At 72.8% G+C, this 20064-nt stretch carries 3 protein-coding genes and 1 pseudogene; 3 read left to right on the plus strand and 1 reads right to left on the minus strand.

The genetic code is table 11. The annotated features are described in order from the left end of the window. Position 1: 1 nt before the first annotated feature. A pseudogene (locus ACWDD9_RS27875) lies at positions 2-312 on the minus strand (hypothetical protein); the annotation flags it as partial. On the opposite strand from ACWDD9_RS27875, the gene ACWDD9_RS27880 reads away from it, so the two are divergent. The 3 genes from ACWDD9_RS27880 to ACWDD9_RS27890 all read left to right on the plus strand — a co-directional run bounded on the left by ACWDD9_RS27880 (position 307) and on the right by ACWDD9_RS27890 (position 19924). Continuing rightward, entirely contained in the window at positions 307-2604 is a 2298-nt protein-coding gene (locus ACWDD9_RS27880) for a lantibiotic dehydratase (RefSeq protein WP_449813030.1), read from the plus strand. The pseudogene ACWDD9_RS27875 and the gene ACWDD9_RS27880 overlap by 6 nt on opposite strands. A 498-nt stretch (positions 2605-3102) precedes the next feature. After that, positions 3103-10428: a SpvB/TcaC N-terminal domain-containing protein gene (locus ACWDD9_RS27885; RefSeq protein WP_449813031.1), complete on the plus strand. Its 7326-nt coding sequence runs from the start codon at positions 3103-3105 to the stop codon at positions 10426-10428. Between the two features lie 67 nt (positions 10429-10495). Then, on the plus strand, positions 10496-19924 hold the full coding sequence (locus tag ACWDD9_RS27890) for a Tc toxin subunit A-related protein (protein WP_449813032.1): 9429 nt from the start codon (positions 10496-10498) through the stop codon (positions 19922-19924). The last annotated feature ends 140 nt before the right edge of the window (positions 19925-20064 follow it).

Genomic DNA, 20064 nt, shown 5'->3' on the forward strand with positions numbered 1-20064 from the left:
GCTACGCGGTCGCAGGCCGCCTCCTGAGCGGAACCGTCACCCAGGCGGTCGGCGCCTCTGGGCGGCACGGCCGTGCGCGCCATAGCCTCGACACATGTCCGGCGCCCTCGCGCAGCGCGACACCGCTGGTCGGACGGGCCTCCTCCAGGAACTTCAACCCGGGCTCGCTCACGCCGGTGTAGATGCCCCGACGGTCGAACGGGCACATGAAGCGCGACAGCACCCCCGGTCCTCCAACCGGCTGACCAGGTGAATCGTGGCGCTCTGGCCGAGCACAACCGCGTCGGCCACCTGGTTCATGCCGCTGTGCCCCACGCCGACCTCGACGCGCTGCTCGCGGCCGTCCGGGACTGGGAGGAACAGCCCCCCGACACCGGCGCCGCCACGTTCCCCACACTCGCCGACCACGCCCGCCGGGTCACCGGCCTCGCCACGGCCACGCCCCTCCAAGTCGACGCGGCGCTGCCCCTCGCGGCCGGGCGGATATCCCGCGAGGTCGCCGACGCGGCCGTGGCGGCGGCCGAACTGCTCCTGCGTCTCACCCCCTTCCCGGACGGGCCGCCGCACATCGCCGGCTACCGGCGCGCGTTCGAGGCCCGGTACGGCACCGACCGCGACGTGCCCCTCCTCGAACTCCTCGACCCCGTCGCCGGCCTCGGCACACCCTCCCCGTCCGCGGCGGGCGCACCCCTGGACACCACACGGGCCGACACCCTGCTCCGGCTCGCCACCGAGGCGCTCCACGACCACCTGACCGGCATCGACCTCGACCAGGACACCATCGACCGGATCGCCCTCGCGGACCCCGAGCCCCACCGGCTGCCCGCCTCGCTCGACCTCTACGCCATGGTCGCCGCCCCGTCGCCCACCGCCATCGACGCGGGCGACTTCCGGCTCGTGGTCGGCGCCAACACCGGCGCCGGAGCCGCCGGACGCAATCTCGGCCGCTTCGCGGGGGTACTGCCCGAAGCCGTACTCGTCCTCGCCGGGATCGCCGACGCCGAACAGGCCCTGGACCCCGAGCGCGTCCAGGCCGAACTGGTCTACCTGCCCGAGAAGACCCGCTCGGCCAACGTCGTCGTGCGCTCCGCCGTCCGCGACCACGAGATCGGCATCCGCACCAGCGCCGAGCCCGGGCCGACCCGCTGGATCCCCCTCGACGAACTCGCCGTCCGGGTCACCGACGGCAGGTTCGCGCTGATCTGGGACGACGGCACCGGCACCGTCCGGGAGATCGCCGTCTGCGCCGGACACATGCTCAACCACAGCCGGGCGCCGGCCGTCTGCCGCTTCCTCGCCGACCTGAGCCGCGACGGCACCGCCCTGCTCACCGGCTTCGACTGGGGACCGGCCCGCGGCTTCCCCTACCTGCCCCGCGTCACCCGCGGCCCGCTCGTCCTGCGCCCGGCCCAGTGGCGCCTCGACCACGCCCGGGGACAGGAGCTCACCGGGCACCCGGACGCGTTCCCGGCCGCGCTCGACGCCTGGCGCCGCCACTGGCGGGTGCCCCGCCACACCTACCTGACGAGCAGCGACGAGGCCGCCGACCACCGACTCCTCATCGACCTCGCCGCGCGCTCCCACACGGAGGAACTGCGCCGCGCCGTGAACCACCTGCGGCCCGGCGGCGCCGTCGTCCTCCAAGAAGCCCTCCCCGGCCTCGACGACGCCTGGGCCACCGGGCCCGACGGGCCCCACATCGTGGAACTCGTCGTCTCCATGACCCGCCGCGCCGCCGCCCCTCCCGCACGGCGGCCCCGGCCCGCCCACGCCCCGATCGGCCGCACGGAGCGATTGCGCCACCCCGGAAGCGACTGGACCTACGTCAAGCTCTACGGCGACCGGCAGGACGAGAACTCCCTGCTCGCCGACGGCGTCAGGGACCTCGTCCGCGCCACGGCGCACCACACGGACCGCCGCATATTCCTGCGCTACGCGGACCCCGACCCCCACCTGCGGCTGCGCCTGCGCGGCGACCCAGGCCGGCTCATCCCCGCACTCGGCGACTGGGCCGGAACCCTCCTGGCCGACGGACACCTCTCCCGGTTCGGCTTCGACGTCTACGACCGCGAGATCGAACGCTACGGCGGCCTCCCCGCCATGGACGCCACCGAGCAGCTCTACACCGCCGACAGCCTCGCCGTCCTCGACCTGCTGTCCCTCGGCCGCACCGGACAACTGCCGCTCGACGACACGGCGCTCGCCCTGCTCACCATCGACGACCTGCTGGCAGGCCTCGGCCTCGACGAACCGGACCGGCTGCGCTTCTACCGCCGGGTCCACGACCGTTGGACCCACCGACTGCGCTCCGCCGGCGCCCAGTACCGCACCCGCAAAGCGGAGTTCTGCGAACTGCTGCGCGGCCCGGCCCCGCCCGGCATCGACGCCGTCCTCGCCGAACGCCGCCGCGCCGCGCAGGACGTCGCCGCCCGGCTCGCCGACCTGGACCGCCACCGGCTGCTCGGCAAGCCGCTGCCCGACCTCTGCGACAGCTACGTCCACCTGCACTGCAACCGCCTGCTCGGCCCGGACCGCACGACGGAACACACCATCCTGGAACTGCTCTTCCGGACGCGCCAGAGCCTGGCCGCGACGGCCCGCTGACACCCCGGTGGGTTTCCTGGGGACCACCGCGTGATCGATGTCCGGTCCCGCAGTGCGTCCGTCCTCGACCTCGACGCGAAGCTGCCCGGCCAGGCCTTCAAGAAGGGCGCGGGGGAATCGTTGTTCTGCGAGTTCGACGCGGTCCTCACCCGGGAATTCCGGCCGGCACTCCGCGAGATGGCCCGGTGGCACGGCGACGACCGAATCGAACGCCTCGGCTCTCGTGCACCTGGCCGTGCCGCCGCACCCGCGGAACGCCGAGGACGACCCGTGGCGGCTGTGCGCCGTGCACAGCCCTGGCCCCCCGTTTCCGTGATCCGAATGGCCGCCTCCCGCACCACCGGACGGGCGATGGCGGCGCGCGGCCCCTCCCGAGGGCCCTTACGTTGAGGTCGAACGGCGCTCGGTCGCACCCGCCGCGACCATGCGCACAGACACGCGGCCATGCGCGGAGACAGTCGGCTCCCGGGGCCGAGGGAATCGGGGAACCGGGTGAGCGTGCCGGAAGAAGTCCTGGTGCCGGAAGGGGGCACCGCGGCGCCCTCGGGGTCGTCGGCCGGCGACAGCGCCGCCGGGCCGCTGCTGCCGACCCCGTCGCTGCCCAAGGGCGGTGGGGCGATCCGCGGGCTGGGCGAGAAGTTCACTGTCAACCCCGCGCGCGGCACCGGCTCGATGTCGGTCCCGCTCGCCCTCAGCCCCGGACGCTCCGGCAGCGGCCCCGGGCTGGCGCTGCGGTACGAATCGGGCGCCGGGAACGGCACGTTCGGCTTCGGCTTCGACATCGGGCTCCCCACGATCTCCCGCAAGACCGCCAAGGGCGTCCCCCGGTACGACGCCTCCGACGTGTACCTGCTCTCGGACGCCGAGGATCTCGTGCCGGTCCTGCTGGAGCAGCCGGACGGTTCCTGGTCGCCCGATGTCCGCGACGTGACCATCGACGGCGCCGCGTACCGGGTCGGCCGTTTCCGCCCGCGCTGCGACACCGCGTTCAGCCGCATCGAGCGCTGCGAACGCCTCGGCGTCGGCGAGGTGTTCTGGCGCACGCTCTCGCGCGACAACGTCACCAGCGTGTTCGGCCGCGACGCCGGCGCGCGCGTCGCCGACCCCGACGATCCCGGGCGGGTCTTCCAGTGGCTGCTGGAGGAGGTCCGCGACGACCGCGGAAACGTCACCACGTACACCTACAAGTCCGAGGACCTGGCCGGCGTCGACCCCTCCGCGCTGCACGAACGCCACCGCCTCGACGGGCCTCCGCCGGCCACGCGGTACCTGAAGAGCGTCCGCTATGGCAACCGGCAACCCGGATCGGCCGATCCGTCCTGCTTCCTGGTCGTCTTCGACTACGGCGAGCACGACCAGGCCCCGCTGGAGGTACGGCCCTGGCCGGTGCGCGAGGACGCCTTCTCCGACCACCGGGCCGGCTTCGAGCTGAGGACCCGCCGGCTGTGCCGACGGGTGATGATGTTCCACGACTTCCCCGAGGAGTTCGCCGGCGGCCCCAACCCGCGGCTGGTGGCCTCCACCGACCTGACCTTCGCGCCTGACGCCGTGGCCACCGAACTCGTGTCGGTGACCCACACCGGCTACGACTGGGATCCGACGCTCGGCGACTACCGCACCGCGGCCCTGCCCCCGCTGGAACTCGGCTGGACGACGGCCGAGCCGGACACCGAGGCCCGGCGGGTCGAGGCGGTTCCGGCACCGGAGGGCAGCGACGGGCCGTACTGGGTGGACCTCGACGGCGAGGGCCTTCCCGGCGCCCTGAACCGGCAGGCCGGGGCGTGGTGGTACCAGCGCAACCTCGGCGGCGGCCGGCTCGCCCCGCCCGAGCAGGTCGTGACGGCGCCCTCGCCGGGGACGGCGGCGCCCGGCGGCGAAGGACGGCTGCGACTGACCGACCTGACCGGCGACGGCCGCCTCAGCCTGGTCGACGCCGGCCCCGGAGGCCTCGGCTCGGCGCTGCGCGAGGACGGCGGCTGGTCGCCGTTCCGGCCCTTCCGCTCCACCCCCGTCCTGGACTTCGACGACCCGGGCCTGCGCCAGGTCGACCTCGACGGCGACGGGCTGCCCGACCTGCTGCTGGGCACCGGCGACGGCCTGGTGTGGAACCGCGGCGCGGGCCGCGACGGCTACGGCCCGCGGCAGCAGGTGACCCTGCCCTGGGACGAGACCCGCGCACCTCGGCTGACCTGGGTGGACACCACCCGGACGGTCTTCACGGCCGATATGACCGGCGACGGTCTGAGCGACATGGTGCGGATCCGCGACGGCGAGGTCTGCTACTGGCCGGCGCTGGGCCACGGCCGCTTCGGCGCCAAGGTCACCATGGACGGCGCCCCCGTCTTCGACTTCGCCGACACCTTCGACCCGCGCCGGGTGCGGCTGGCCGACATCGACGGCACCGGGCCGGCCGACCTCCTCTACCTGGGCCGCGACGACGTCCACTGGTGGCGCAACCTCGCGGGCAACGGCTTCGGCCCCAGACAGTCGCTCGGGGCGTTCCCGACCGTGGACGGGCTCGGCCGGGCCGACGTGGTGGACCTGCTCGGCACCGGCACCGCCTGCCTGGTCTGGTCCTCGCCCCTGGACCGCGGCCGGGTCGAGTACCTGGACCTGTCACGCGGCACCGACACCGGCCTGCCGGACGGCGATCCCCGCCTGGCCGGCTGGAAGCCGCACCTGTTGTGCGAGGCGCGCAACAACTTCGGTGCCCGCACCCGCGTCGAGTACGCCCCCTCCACCCGCTACTACCTCGCCGACCGCGCCTCCGCCGACCTGGCCGACCACTGGGTCACCAGCCTGCCCTTCCCCGTCCCGGTGGTGGCCCTCCACCGGATCACCGACGCCGTCTCGGCCGCCGACCACACCTGCGGTTACAGCTACCGGCACGGCTACTTCGACGGCGTGGAAAGGGAGTTCCGCGGCTTCGGCATGGTCGAGACCCGTGACGCCGAGACCTTCGCCGCGCCCGGCGGCGAACTCGACGTACCCCCTGTGCGCACCCGACGGTGGTTCCACACCGGGGCCTATGCCGACGTGCTGACCGGCCGCTGGAACGGGGACACGGCGGCGGACCCGCTGCCGCCCGTGACGTTCGACGGCGTGACCGGCGGCGAGGAGTACCGGCAGGCCCTGCGGGCGCTGACCGGTGCGCCGCTGCGCACCGAGATCTACGCCGACGACGGCACGCCGCAGGCCGTCCACCCCTACAGCGTCTCCGAGCAGTCCCACCGGGCCCGCCGCCTCCAGCCCGCCGCCGAGCCCGCCGTCCAGGGCACACCCGCGCCGCACCGGCCGTGGGCGGCGTGGGCGGCGTTCACCACCTACGAGGCCGAAGTGCTGCTCCGCCACTACGAGCGGGACCCGGCCGATCCCCGCGTGGCCCACTCGCTGACCCTGGACGTGGACGCCTACGGCTCGGTGACCTCCAGCGCCGCCGTCGACTACGCCCGCCGTACCCCCGCCGTGGCCGAACAGCAGGCCGTCCCGGTGACCTGGGTGAGGGCCACCATCGACAACACCGACACCGCGCAGGTGCTGCGGCTGGGCACACCGATCGAGGTCATCGCCCACGAGATCACCGGCCTGCCCGCCCCCGGCGGCCACCGGTACACCGCGGACCAGTTGCGCGCGGCCTTCGCCGCGGCCGTCGAGATCCCCTACGAGCAGCAGCCCGCGGCCCGGGTCGTCCAGCGGCGGTGCATCGAGCGCCAGCGCACCCGCTACTGGTCCGACGACCTCACCGCGCCCCTGCCGCTCGGCCTCACCGGCGCCCGCGCACTGCCCCACCAGTCCTACCGGCTCGCCTTCACACCCGGGCTGCTCACCGCCGCCTATGGCGGGCTCGTCGACGCCCCGCTGCTGACCGGCGAGGGCGGCTACGTCCTGGAGGACGGCCTGTGGTGGGCCCCCTCGGGCGTCCACGGCTACGGCGCGGACTTCCTGCTGCCCGTGTCGTACACCTCCCCGTTCGGCAACACCTCCACCATCGACTACGACAGCCACCGGCTGCTGACGACGGCGAGCAGGGCGTCGCGGACCGCGCCGTACGACACGCTCGTCACGACGGTCGACAACGACTACCGGGTGCTGGCGCCCCGGCAGATCACCGACCCCAACGGCAACCGCGGCCACTGCGCGTTCGACCCGCTCGGTCTGATCACCGCGACCTGGACCACCGGCAAGGCTGCCGGCACCGACGGCGACCCGGACGCCCTGCCCGGCACCGTCTACACCTACGGCCTGGACGCCTGGCAGACCCACGGGGGACCGGTCTGGGCGCACGTCGAGACACGGGAACGGCATGGCGACCCGGCGAGCCCCTGGCAGCGCAGCCGGGTCTACACCGACGGCCTCGGCCGCGTGGCGATGACCAAGTCGCAGGCTGAGCCCGGTCCGGCCCAGGCCCTGGGCGCCGACGGCCACGCGGTGCCCGTGGACACCGGCACCGCGCCGCGCTGGATCGGAAGCGGCCGCACCGTCTACAACAACAAGGCACTGCCGGTGGAGAGTTACGAACCCTACTTCTCCACGACCGTCGACTACGAGGACGCCGAGGTCCTGGTCAAGCAGGGCGTGACGGACATCCTGCGCTACGACCCGCTCGGCCGGCTGATCCGCACCGACCACCCCGACGGCACCTACGACACGACCGCGTTCACCCCGTGGGAGGAGACCCGCAGCGACCCCGGCGACACCGTCCTGACCAGCCGGTGGTACGCCGACCGACAGGCCGCCGGCACCCCGCCCGCCGAACAACGGGCCGCCCAGCTCGCCGCCGCCTACGCGAACACCCCGGCCGTCGCCGTCCTCGACACCCTCGGCCGCACCGTGCGCACCCGCGAGGACAACGGCCCCGACGGGGTGTACGAGACCGTTGCCGTCCTCGACGTCGAGGGCAACACCCTCGCCGTGACCGACGCGCGGGGCGTGCGCGCGGTGGACCAGACGTACGACCTGCTCAACCGGGTGCTGCGCACGGCCGCCGCGGACTCCGGCGAGCGGCGACGGCTCACCGACTGCTCCGGCGTCCCGCTCCGCGCCTGGGACGCGGTGGGCACGACCGTGCGTTACACCTACGACCCGCTGCGCCGCCCCGCCGAGACCTGGGTGCTGGCCGCCGGCGCGAGCACCGAACGGCTCGCCGACCTCACCGTGCACGGCGAGTCGCACCCCCAGGCCGTCAGCCTCAACCTGCTCGGGCGGGTGTACCGGCACTACGACGAGGGCGGCCTGGACCAGGCCGGAGCCTTCGACTTCAAGGGCAACCTGCTCTCCACCTCCCGCACCCCCGCCAAGGCCGAGACCCCGCCGGACTGGTCACCGCTGCACGGCCGGCCGCTCGCCGACCTCGACGCCCTGGCCGCGCCCCTGCTGGACACCACCGACGTCCTCACCTCCGCGACCGCCTACGACGCGCTCAACCGGCCGGTCCTGCAGACCCTCCCCGACGGGACCCGCGTCGCGCCCCGCTACGGCGAGGGCGGACTCCTCGCCGCCGTCGACGCCTTCCCGGGCACGGCGACCGCCGCCACCCCGATCGTGACCGACGTCGAACACGACGCCCACCGCCGGCGGCGGCTGATCGGCTACGCGGACGGCATCGTCACCACGTACACGTACGACCCGATCTCCTCGAACCTCACCGGCCTGCGCACGCTCACCGGCGGCGGATCGCCCACCGCGCTCCAGGACCTCGGCTACACCTACGACGCCGCCGGGAACCTGGTCGAGGTGACCGACGCCGCCCAGCAGACCGTCTTCTTCGACGGCAACGTCGCCGCCCCGGTCACCCGCTACACCTACGATCCCGTCTACCGGCTGCGCTCGGCGACCGGCCGCGAACACGCGAGCCTGGGCGTCCAGCCCGACAGCACCGAGCCCGCGTACGCGCCGCTCCCGCACCCCAACGACGCGCAGGCGCTGCGCACCTACCGTCAGGACTACACCTACGACCCGGCCGGCAACCCCCTGACCCTGGTGCACAGCGCCGGGCCCAACGGCAGCTTCACCCGCCGCTACACCAACGACACCGCGTCCGACCGGTTGCTCTTCCATACCAGGCCCGGCGACCCGGCCGGCAGCGCCGGCTCCGCGGCCTTCCGCTACGACGCGAACGGCCGGACGACCGGCATGGCCCACCTGCCGGGCGCACTGGAGTGGAACCATGCCGACGAACTGCGGTCGGTGGACCTCGGGGGCGGCGGCCGGGCGTCCTACCTGTACGACGCGACGGGGCGGCGCGTGCGCAAGACCGTGACCCGGATCGGCGGGCTCCAGGAGGAGCGGACCTACGTCGGCGGGTACGAGGTCTTCCGCCGCCGGCGCGGCGGGGCCGTCGTCTTCGAACGGACCACCGTGCACATCGGCGACGGCGAGGGCCGGATCGCGCTGGTCGAGACGGTGACCGTCGACACCGACGATCCGGGCTCGGACCGCTCGCCGGCGGTCCGTCTGCAGTTCAACAACCGCCTCGGCTCCAGCCTGCTGGAGACGGACACCACCGGCCGGGTCATCTCGTACGAGGAGTACCACCCCTACGGCACGACCTCGCTGTGGCTGGCGGCGGGTGCGGCGCAGGTCAGCGTCAAGCGCTACCGCTACAACGGCAAGGAGAAGGACGACGAGACCGGCCTGTACTACTACGGCGCCCGCTACTACGCCTGCTGGCTGGGCCGCTGGATCAGCACCGACCCCGGTGGCTTCACCGACGGCCTGAACCTGTACGCGTACGTCTCCGGCGACCCGGTGAACTTCGCCGACCCGACCGGGCGGGCGGGGAGCGGCCGGGGGAAGGAGTTCATCTACGACCTGCGGATGCGCACCACCCCGCTCGACGCGGAGACCCGCCAGATCATCGAGAGGCTCCACCCCGGCCAGCCCATCGATCCGCGCTGGGGGCAGGACGCCTGGAAGACGCCGAAGGAGATCCTCGAACACCACCGCACCATGCTCAAGCGCCACGGCGACAAGTTGTACAAGTGGCGCAATCCGGGCGGAGGCCGGGGCGGCATGGGCAAGGGCGCCCCGCGGGTCCGTAGCGCCGTCCACGTCGAGCACCCCTACAACATGAAGTTCGCCACGCACGGCGACGCCGGCAGCGGCTACTGGGGCAATGCCTCCGACAACTACGCCAAGGAACACGTCTACCGGCGCTGGCAGGCCGCACGGTCCTCGGCCCAGGCCACCGCGCAGGCCCCTGCCCAGGCCCCGGCGCAGGCTCCCGCCGCTCAACCGCCGGAAAGGGTGCGGGTGGACGTCGAGGAGCCGCGGGTCCGCGTCGACGCCGAACCGCGGATCCGGGTCGATACCGAGCCGCGCATCCGCGTGGCTCCCGTCGAGAGCGCGGCCGAACACGCCGCGGAACGCGCCGCCGAACACGCCCTGGAGGAGGCCGGAGAGGGCGCCCTGAAGCGGATCGGCGAGCAGGCGCTCAAGAAGAGCGCCCTGCTCGTGCCCGGCGTGGGCATCGCGCTCGGCATCGGGATGGGCCTGGAGGACCTGCGCGAAGGCGACTACTTCGGCGCCCTGCTGGACTTCGGCGGTGCCATCCCGGGTCCGGTCGGTGAGGCGTTCGGCATCGCCGGGATCGTGTACTCGATCGGCAAGGCCGTCGTTCAGGGCGCGGCCGAGCAGCCCCCGGCAGGGCCCACACCCGGACCCGCGCCGACGCCCGAGCCCGTGCCCGAGGCGCCGCCGGCGCCGCCGGTCGCGCCCCCGCCCCCGCGGCCGCCCGTGCGGCCCGCACCCAAGGCCGCCCCGGCCGCGCCGCCGGTCGAGCCGGAACCGCAGCAGACGTTCGATCCGAGTCTGCCCATGGTCTAGCGGCACCCCCGCTCGGCACGTTCGCCCTTCCTACGTCCGCGCACCACACAGATCAGTTTGGGGAGTCATGTCCACCGTTGTCCGTGGGACCGCCGCCGCGGCGGCCGGGTCGCGGCTCGGCCGGCGGGCCGCCGTCGTGACGGGGCCGCCGCAGAGCACCGAGTCCACGATCCTCGGGCCGTCGTCCACCGACCACCGGGGCCCCCACCGGGCGACCCGTGAGCCCGGGCGGGGCTTCGGCCCGCCCGGGGAGTGGGTGGTGGACGACGGTGGTGCCGTCCTCGCGTTCCCACCCGACCTGCCGACCGGGCCGAAAGGCCCCGCCGCACCCGGACCGGCCGCCGCAGGCGGGGCGGCCACGGGCGCGGGAGGCGAGGGCGGACAGGGCGGCGGCCCTGGCTACGGCGGCCGGGGCTACGGCGGACACGGGCCCGGCGACGGGCACGGCCCGTCCGTCGCTGACGACCTCACGGTGTCCGGGCAGGTCACCTGGCCGGAGGGAGCCCCCGTCGTCAATGCGGTGATCCGAGCCGTGGACCGGGACCTGCGCACCGAGCAGCCGCTCGGACCGTTCGCCCCCGGCTTCCCGAACGAGACGCGCACGGACGCGGCGGGCATGTACACCATCCACTACAACCGGACGCAGTTCGCCCGGGTCGAGCTGGGATCGGCGGACCTGATCGTCCGGGTCCGCGACGCGGCCGGCGTGGTGGTCGCGGCCTCGCCGACCATGTTCAACGCACCACCGCAGGCCGTGATCAACCTGGTGGTGACCGGGCCGATGGCCGGGCAGCCCTCCGAGTGGGACCGGCTGGCCGCGGTCGTCGAGCAGCTCGTCGACAATCCGAGCCCGGCCGGCCTCGGCCAACTGCGCATGTCCGACCTGGAGTTCCTCCTCGGGGAGACCGGTGCGGCCGCCGACCGGCTCACCGCGCTGATCCAGGCGGCGGGGCTGGTGACCGACGCTGTCGCCGCGGGCGTCACCGGGATCCCGCCCGAGGCGTTCTACGGCCTGATCCGCGAGAAGCTGCCCGCCGACTGGCCGGGCCTCGCCGGGCACCCGGCCGCCGACTTCGCCGCCGCCCTGCAGAAGGCCGTCAACGAGGGCATCGCCCCGTCGGCACTCGCCGCACAGGCCGCCCACCTCGGCGACCTCATCGCCCAGGCGGCGGCCCATGCGCGGTCCACGACGACCGGCCAGGCGGCGAAGCTGGCCGACCCCGCCGTCCGGTACGCCGACACCCGGCACGCCGGCGGCGAGCCGATCGTCGACGCCCGCCTCGACGCCGCGCTCGCCGGGGCCGTCACCGCCCTGGTGAACGGCGCGGGCACGCCGTCCGACGCCCTGGAGACCGCACTGGCGTCGGCGCTGTCCTCCGCACGCTGGCAGGAGTACGCCGGCGTGACCGTCGCGGCCGTGGCGGGCGCCGTGCTCGCCGGGATCGCCGCCTCTCCCGCGCTCACCGCCGAAGCCACCGCCCTGGCACGGACGATCGCGGCCCAGCCCGCCCCAGGCACCGGCGCCGTCACCGTCTCCGACCTCCTCCACCTGGACGCGCCGGTGCGGGACAACCCGCTGCTGCTCGGCGACGTACAGCAGGGCATCGTGGTCGAACTCGCCGGTCTCGCGGGGCTGTCGCAGACCGCGACCGGCGCCGCGGCCGCCCAGAGCACGGGACTGTTCGACGCGCAGGACAACACGCTGGACGCGCTGCGCTCCTCCGGTGCGATCACCGACGCCGAGGCCGCCTCGCTGAGCGGCATCCTCGACCTCGGCCGGCTCACCGACCACCACACCGGCCTGCTGCACACCCTGGTGAGCCAGGGCGCCACCGCTCCGCTCACCCTGGCCGGCTGGGACGCCGCGCGCTGGACCCAGGTGATCACCGCCACGCCGGGGCCCCTCCCGCCGGGCACCACCCCGGACGCCTACGCCCGGAACCTGGTCGCCAACCTCGAACACACCCATCCCACCCAGGCGCTGGCGGCCCGGCTGGCCCCCGGCGACGACCACCTGACCGCGGTGTACCAGAACAACCCGGGCCTGGACCTGCGCCGGCTGGACCTGGCCACCGGCGCGGGGGCCGCGGGGCTGAACTGGACCGGAGTCCCGGAGGCCGACCGGCCCGCCGTCCTGGGAAGGCTCTCCGCCCACCAGCGGCTGCTGACGATCGGGCACGACACCGCGACCCGTGCCGCCCTCGCCCGGGCCGGCTTCGACTCCGCCCTGCGGATCGCCGCCCACACCGAGGCCTCCTTCATCGCGAAGGTCACTGCCACCCTCAGCCCGCACGGACCGGGCGGCGCGACCTCCGCAGGCGGCCCGCACAGCCTGGGCGGCACGACCACCGGCGGCGGGGGCCTGGACGTCGGCACCGCCCGGATGGTCTACGCCCGCGTCCAGGACGTCGTCCTGAACGTCGCGCAGGCGTACGGCTCGGCCCGGGACGTCCTCAACGGGCCGTTCGCCGGGCTGCCGGTCTCACCGGTCACCCCGACCTTCGTCAACGACCTGCTGCGGATCACCGGCCTCACCGGACTGTTCGGTTCCCAGGACTACTGCACGTGCGGCGACTGCCAGTCCGTGCTCAGCCCCGCCGCGTACTTCACCGACCTGATGTACTTCACCGAACAGCACGTCTCCCAGCCGTACTTCACCGGCCCCGGCCTGAGCACCCACCCGCTGTACCTGCGCAACCGCCGTGCGGACCTGTGGAAGCTCCGGCTCACGTGCGACAACACCAACACCCTGGTGCCGTACCTGTCGATCGTCGACCAGGTGATGGAGGACTGGATCCAGGCGCACGTGCTGACCGCGACCCAGCCGGACGTCTACGCCGTGCTCAGCGATCCGGCGCAGAAATTCTCCTGCCAGGTACCCTTCAGCCTGCCCTTCGCCGAACTCGGCCTGTACCTGGGCTACTTCGGCCTCGCCGTGGCCGACGTTCAGCAGGTGCTCCAGTTGCCGGACGCGACGGTCAGGCGCGCCCGCACGGGCCTGTCGCCCGACGAGGCCACCGTCGTCGCGACCCCCGACCCCGCCGGGATCATCCAGCGGCTGGGCGGTCCGGCGACGCTTAACCTGCTGCCGGTCACCGACTTCGTACGCCGCCTGGCCATCTCCCGCGACGACCTGACCACCGTGCTGGCTGCGCGCTCCGACCCCGACCTCGCGCAGATCACCGTCGTCAAGCTGAGCGGCGGCGCCGGCGAGATCCAGAACTTCCCCGAGGCGCTGCAGAACCTGACCGCCGACCGCGCCGACCGCATCCACCGCCGTATCCGGCTCGCTCGGCCGCTGCCGTGGACCCTGGACGAGCTGGACCTGGTCCTGCTGTCGGCCCAGCAGGCCGCACTGGTCGGCGGCGACGTGAGCGAGGCGGCGACCGAGCTCGTCGGCCGGCTGCTCGCCCTGCAGGGCGCGTTCGGCCCGTCTGTGCAGCAACTGTGCGCGCTCGTCACCGACATGCCGGTCTCCACGGCCTTCCCGAACACCCCGACCGCACCCGGCGCCCGGCTGCTGTACGAGACGGTGTTCGACCTGCGCGGCATCTTCGGCCCCGCCGACCCAGCGCTCCCGCTCAACCCGACGGTCGGCTACTACCACTACTCGCTGGACACCACGCTCGGTACGAACCCGCCGGTCATCGACCCCAAGACACCGCTGCTGCTGGCCGGGCTCGGCATCAGCGAGACGGACCTGCTGCTGCTGTTCGCGCTGCTGAAGAACGAGCTGCCCTTCGACGCCACCGGGCACACCACCCTCAACCGGCACAGCCTGTCGCTGCTGTACCGGCACGTGCTCGTCGCCCGCTCGCTCGGGTACACCGTGCCCGACCTGATCACGGCGCTGGGCCTGGTCCTCCCACCGCCGGCCACGGCCGAGCTGAACTCGCTGGACCGGATCGAGCAACTGCTGGCCTTCCACCGCTGGCAGGCCGGCTCGCCCCTCACGATCTCCCAACTCGCACTCGTCCTCACCGGTGTGACCGGCAAGACCGTCGGATACCTCAACAACCCGGCCACCGCCGCCGCGCTGGTGCACGGCATCCAGGTCTCCGGCACGCAGCCCAGGCTCGACGCGCTGCGCAACAGGCTCGCCACGAACTTCAACGTCGGCTCCGCGCGGCTCGCCACGATGCTGGTCTGGGCGGCGCACGACATCGCCGCAGCGGACATCCAGGCGGCACTGGACGCGCCGTTCACCGGGACGGTGCCGGACAATCCGGCCCTGCTGCTCCCCCTGCTGGACCTGCTGCACCAGCTGGAGCGGGTGGCGCTGCTGTTCGGCACGGTGGGGCTGCAGGACGCGGGCATCGCCTACCTCACGGCGAACCGGCACGTCCTGGGCATCGCCGACCTCAAGGCCCTGACCCTGCGCGACGTACAGGCGGTGGCCGCCTACGGCGCGCAGGTCGCCGCGGCGACCGCGGTGACGCAGGCCGTCGACGCCGAGACCGTCGTGCAGCAACTCCTCAGCTCCTACGACGCCGGCGGCACCTTCGGCCCGGCCGACCGCGCCCGGCTCGCCGCCACGCACCAGGTGGACCAGAGCCTGATCGACTCCATCGTCGCGGCTACGAGCCTGCCGCCCGTCGCGATCGACGCCCTCACCCGCCTCGACCAGGTGTTCGCCCTGTGCCGCACCCTCGGAGTGAACGCGTACTCGCTGCACAAGCTCGGCCAGGACACCGGCTACCCGGTACTGCGGGACGCCGCCGCGGTGGCCGCCGGCGCCATCGCGGCGCAGTACAAGGACGACACCGCGCGCGACGCGGCGCTGGAGCCGTACCAGGACCGCGTCAACACCCTCAAGCGCGACGCCCTGTGCGGGTTCCTCGTCGACGGCCAGCCGCAACTGAACTTCCACGACCACAACGAGATCTACGACTACTTCCTGCTCGACGTGGACATGAGCGGATGCGCCAGGACCTCCCGGGTCGTGTCGGCGATCTCCAGCGTGCAGCTCTACCTCCAGCGCTGCCTGACCGGCCTGGAGAAGTCCGACCCCGCAGGCTCCGCGACCCTCGTCGACGTGCCACCATCGGCGGTGCCGGCCCAGCAGTGGGCGTGGCGCAGGAACTTCCGGGTCTGGCAGGCAAACCGCAAGGTGTTCCTCTACCCCGAGGCGTACATCGACCCGGACCTGCGGGACGACAAGACGCCCATCTTCACCGACCTCGAAGCCGATCTGTTGCAGAAGCCCATCACCAAGGACACCGGCGAGGAGGCCTTCCAGCGCTACCTGACCCGGCTGGCGGAGGTCGCGGGCCTGCGGATCTGTGGCAGCTACTACGACGACGACCAGGCGACGTACTACTTCTTCGGCCGCACCCAGTCCGACCCTGCGGTCTTCCACTACCGCACGTGGAACACCTCGACGTGGACACCGTGGAAGCGCGTCGACCTGCCCATCGAGGGGAAGTGGGTCTCGGCGACCCGGTTCCAGGGCAAGCTCTACCTGTTCTGGGCGAGCATCGTCACCACCGAGCACACCAGCTTCAGCGGCGGCGGCTCCCACGACGAGCCGTCCACCGTCAAGGTCGGCCTGGTCTACTCCGCGCAGAAGCCGGACGGCACCTGGCTCGCGCCGCAGAAACTGGACTGGCTCTACCCGATCGGCGAGCCGAACCAGGTCTGGTGGTGGGAGTCCTTCGTCGCCGACGACATGCCCGGGGACAAGACCGCCAACACGCCGTACCCCGTGATCAGCGGCGACGCCATCATCCTGCGCTACATGAACCGGTTTCTCGACCAGGGCGCCGACCGGGTTCACGACCGCCAACTGAACCTGTTCCACAACCAGTTGCACACCCCCGACCGTTGGGTGCCCGGCACGCCGACCGGACACGCCATGGGGCTGTACTGGACCTTCGGCTCACCCGTGGGCTGGCTGGGGGTGTGGCAGTCCTCCGACACCGACCCGGCCGGCTTCGACCTGCTGCGGGAGATGTTCCACACCGATCCCGGAGCGGGCGGGTCGTCGCCGGACTTCGTCACCACCGGCTTCCCCGTACCGGACTACAACGTCTACTTCGAGCACGGCAAACCGGACTTCGTCTCCCCGATCCAGGCGGTCAACAACGGATTCCCCGAATCCGTCCTGGCCGTCCCCGTCCACAACCAGCAGTACCTGATCCACGACCGCCACTACCTGGACTTCCCCCGCTTCTCGCACTTCGTCTCGGCACTGCTGCCCATCATCACGGAGGCCGCCGCGGGACCGGCGATCACGGCGGGCACCGCAGGACCGGCGAAGGAGGCGCCCGCACTCCCCGCCGCGGCGCTCATTCCCGGGCGGTCGCACTCGGCGCCGCTGACCTTCAACCTGGCGTCCCTGAGGCTGCCCCGGGCGCTGACCTCCCTGCCCCTCCAGCCCCTGCGGTGGTGGTGGAACCCGCGCCAGCTCATCCGGCTGACCACCTCGATCGTTGGCGACCTGCTGCGGATCAACGCAGACCACGGCGTGGAGGGCCTGCTGGCCCTGCACTCGGAGTACTTCTGGGGGCTCGAGTACGGCGTCGGCTTCTCGATCACCGCGCCCTGGGCCCTGCTGACGCCCGACGACGACCCCGCCCACGTCGACATCAGGAACAGCGCCGCCTACGGCACCTACTACCAGGAGCTGTTCCTGCACCTGCCGTGGATGATGGCCCACCAGCTCAACGCGGCCGGGCGGTACGAGGAGGCCATGTGGTGGTACCAGCGGCTGTTCGACCCGACGAGCTCCGACACCGACGCCGACCGCAACTGGCGGTACGTGGGTTTCAGGGGTCTGACCGTGCCCTCGCTCCAGGACGTCCTCACCGATTCGGCAGCCCTGGACGCGTACAAGAACGATCCCTTCAACCCCTTCGCCATCGCCCGTCTGCGTCCGGTCGCCTTCCAGAAAGCGGTCGTCATGGGCTTCGTCGACAACCTCATCGACTGGGGCGACTCACTGTTCGCGCAGGACACCACCGAGTCGATCAACGAGGCCACGATGCTGTACGTGCTGGCCTCGGAGATCCTCGGGCCGCGCCCGGTCCAGCTCGGCGAGTGCCCGGTGGTACCGGCCGAGCAGCTGACGTACGACGCGATCGGGCCGCAGATGAGCAACGTGTCCGACTTCCTGGTCACCCTGGAGAACTGGGTCTACCAGACCAGCCTGAGCCAGGGCGACATCATCGACACGAGCGGCACCCACGCGCACGCGCACACCCCCACCGCGACGGCCACGGCGACCGGCCTGCCCGTCACCACCGGCCTCCAACTGCTGTCGTACGGCGATGCCGCCGACCTCAGCCAGCGCAACACCGACCTGGCGCAGCTGTGGAGCGGCGACACCCTGGCCTACGACCTGCTGCCGGCCTTCGAGGTCGTCAACCAGACCACGCTGGTCTTCTGCGTGCCGCCGGACGACGTGCTGGCCGGCTACTGGGACCGTGTGGAGGACCGGCTGAACAAGATCCGCAACTGCATGAACCTCAGCGGGGTGCGCCGGCAACTCGCGCTGTTCGCCCCGCCGGTCAACCCCTTGGACCTGGTCCGCGCCCGGGCCGCTGGCCTGAGCATCGAGGAGGCGGTCGCCTCGGTCCAGGCACCCGCCGCCCCCGCGTACCGCTTCGGCTCAGTGATCGAGCGCGCCCGGCAGTCCGCGCAGACCGTCACGGCGTTCGGCGCGAGCCTGCTGTCGGCACTGGAGAAGAAGGACGCCGAGGAGCTGACCCTGCTGCGGTCGGTGCACGAACGCACCCTGTTGCGCATGGTGGAGGACGTGAAGACCGGCCAGGTCCAGGAGGCGCAGCACCAGCTCCAGGCCCTGGAGGAGCAGAAGGCCCTCGTCCAGGCCAGGATCGACTACTACCAGGGGCTGATCGGCTCCGGACTGACCGGCTGGGAGAAACTGGAGGCCGACTCGCGCACCGCCGCGGCCGTGGTGCGCGGCGGCGAGTCCGCGCTGTACGCGATGTCCGCGATCTCCTTCCTGTTCCCCAACGTCGGCAGCCCGTTCGCCATGACCTACGGCGGCCGCGAGATCGGAAACAGCGTGGCCCAGGCGGCGCAGACCCTCGGCTCGCTCGGCGCCACCGCGGAGGCCGTCGCGTCGGCCGCCGCGACCGGCGCCGGGTTCGACCGCCGCTACCAGGAGTGGGGGCAGCAACTCACCCTCGCCGAACAGGAACTGAGGCAGGTCGAGCAGCAGCGCCTGGCCGCCGAGGCGCACGCCGGGTACGCCCAGCGGGAGCTGGACGTCCACCAGAAGCAGATGGACCAGGCGGACGAGCTCGACGCGTTCTACCGCGGCAAGTTCAGCGGCCTGGGGCTGTACACCTACCAGGCCCGTACGCTGACCCGGCTGCACCGGCAGGCGTACGACGTCGCGTACGGCCTCGCGGCCGCAGCCCAGCAGGCGTACGCCTTCGAGATGGGCGACACGACTTCCTTCATCGCCCCCGACAACTGGGAGAGCGGCATCGCCGGCCTGCTCAGCGGTGAGCGGCTGGATCTCCAGCTCCGGCAGCTGGAGGAGGCCTACATGGCCAGGAACACCCGCCGCCTGGAGGTCAGCCAGTTCTTCCCGCTGACGGTGGTCGACCCCACGGCACTGGTCGCGCTGCGGGATACCGGCGAGTGCACCTTCACGCTGCCGGAGCTGTTGTTCGACGTGGTCTACCCCGGCCAGTACAAGCGGCTGATCAAGTCGGTGCGGCTGACGATCCCTGGCGTCACCGGGCCCTACACCAACGTCGCCGCGAAGCTCTCCCTCGTCGCCAGCGAGGTGCGCACCGCGCCCGATCCCGCGCCCGGCGCCCTGGTGACGCTCCCGGTCCAGCCGAACATCGCCTCCGCCATCGCTACCAGCACCGGTCTGAACGATGCCGGACTGTTCGAGCTGAACTTCCGCGACGAGCGCTACCTGCCGTTCGAGGGCTCGGGGGCGGTCGAGAGCGTGTGGAAGCTCGAACTCCCCACACAACTGAGGGCGTTCGACTACGACACCATCTCCGACGTGGTCCTGCAGCTCAGCTACACGGCGCTCGACGACGGTGCGTTCCGGGCGACGGTCGAGAGCCGCGTCGTCGGCGAACTCACCCAGTACGCGACGTCCACGGGCCTGCTGCGCCTGTTCAGCCTGCGCCACGACTTCCCGGCCGCCTGGCAGCAGGTGACCGCCGCGGCGGGCGGCGGCGCGGGGACCGTCACGACCTCCTTCGAGGTGACCGCGCAGCACTTCCCCTACTTCCTGTCCGCGCGGACGCTCAGCCTGGCCGCCGCGACCTTCGTGCTCCAGCCCGTCGGCACCGGCCCGGTCGACGCCTCCGGCCTGAGCCTGACGCTCAACGGCACGACGGGCTCCGCGTGGCACGTCCCGCCGGGCACCCACCTGACCACCTCCGACATCGCCGTCTCCGGTCCCGCCGTTGGCACCTGGACCCTGGCCGTGGCCGGCCCCGGGATCGACCCGGCGAAGGTGGCGGACGTCCTGCTGCTGGTCCGCTACAGCGCGGCCTGACCGCGTGCCCCGGGCCGCCGGTGGCCGGCGGCCCGGGGCCGGGGGCTGGAGGGCGCTGCGAACCCGGCGGTGGGTGTGTGGCACCTGTGACCGCTCTGACCCCGTGCTCGTCCATCACCACCGTCATCTGCTCCCCGGCC

This window comes from Kitasatospora sp. NPDC001119, from assembly GCF_053598475.1.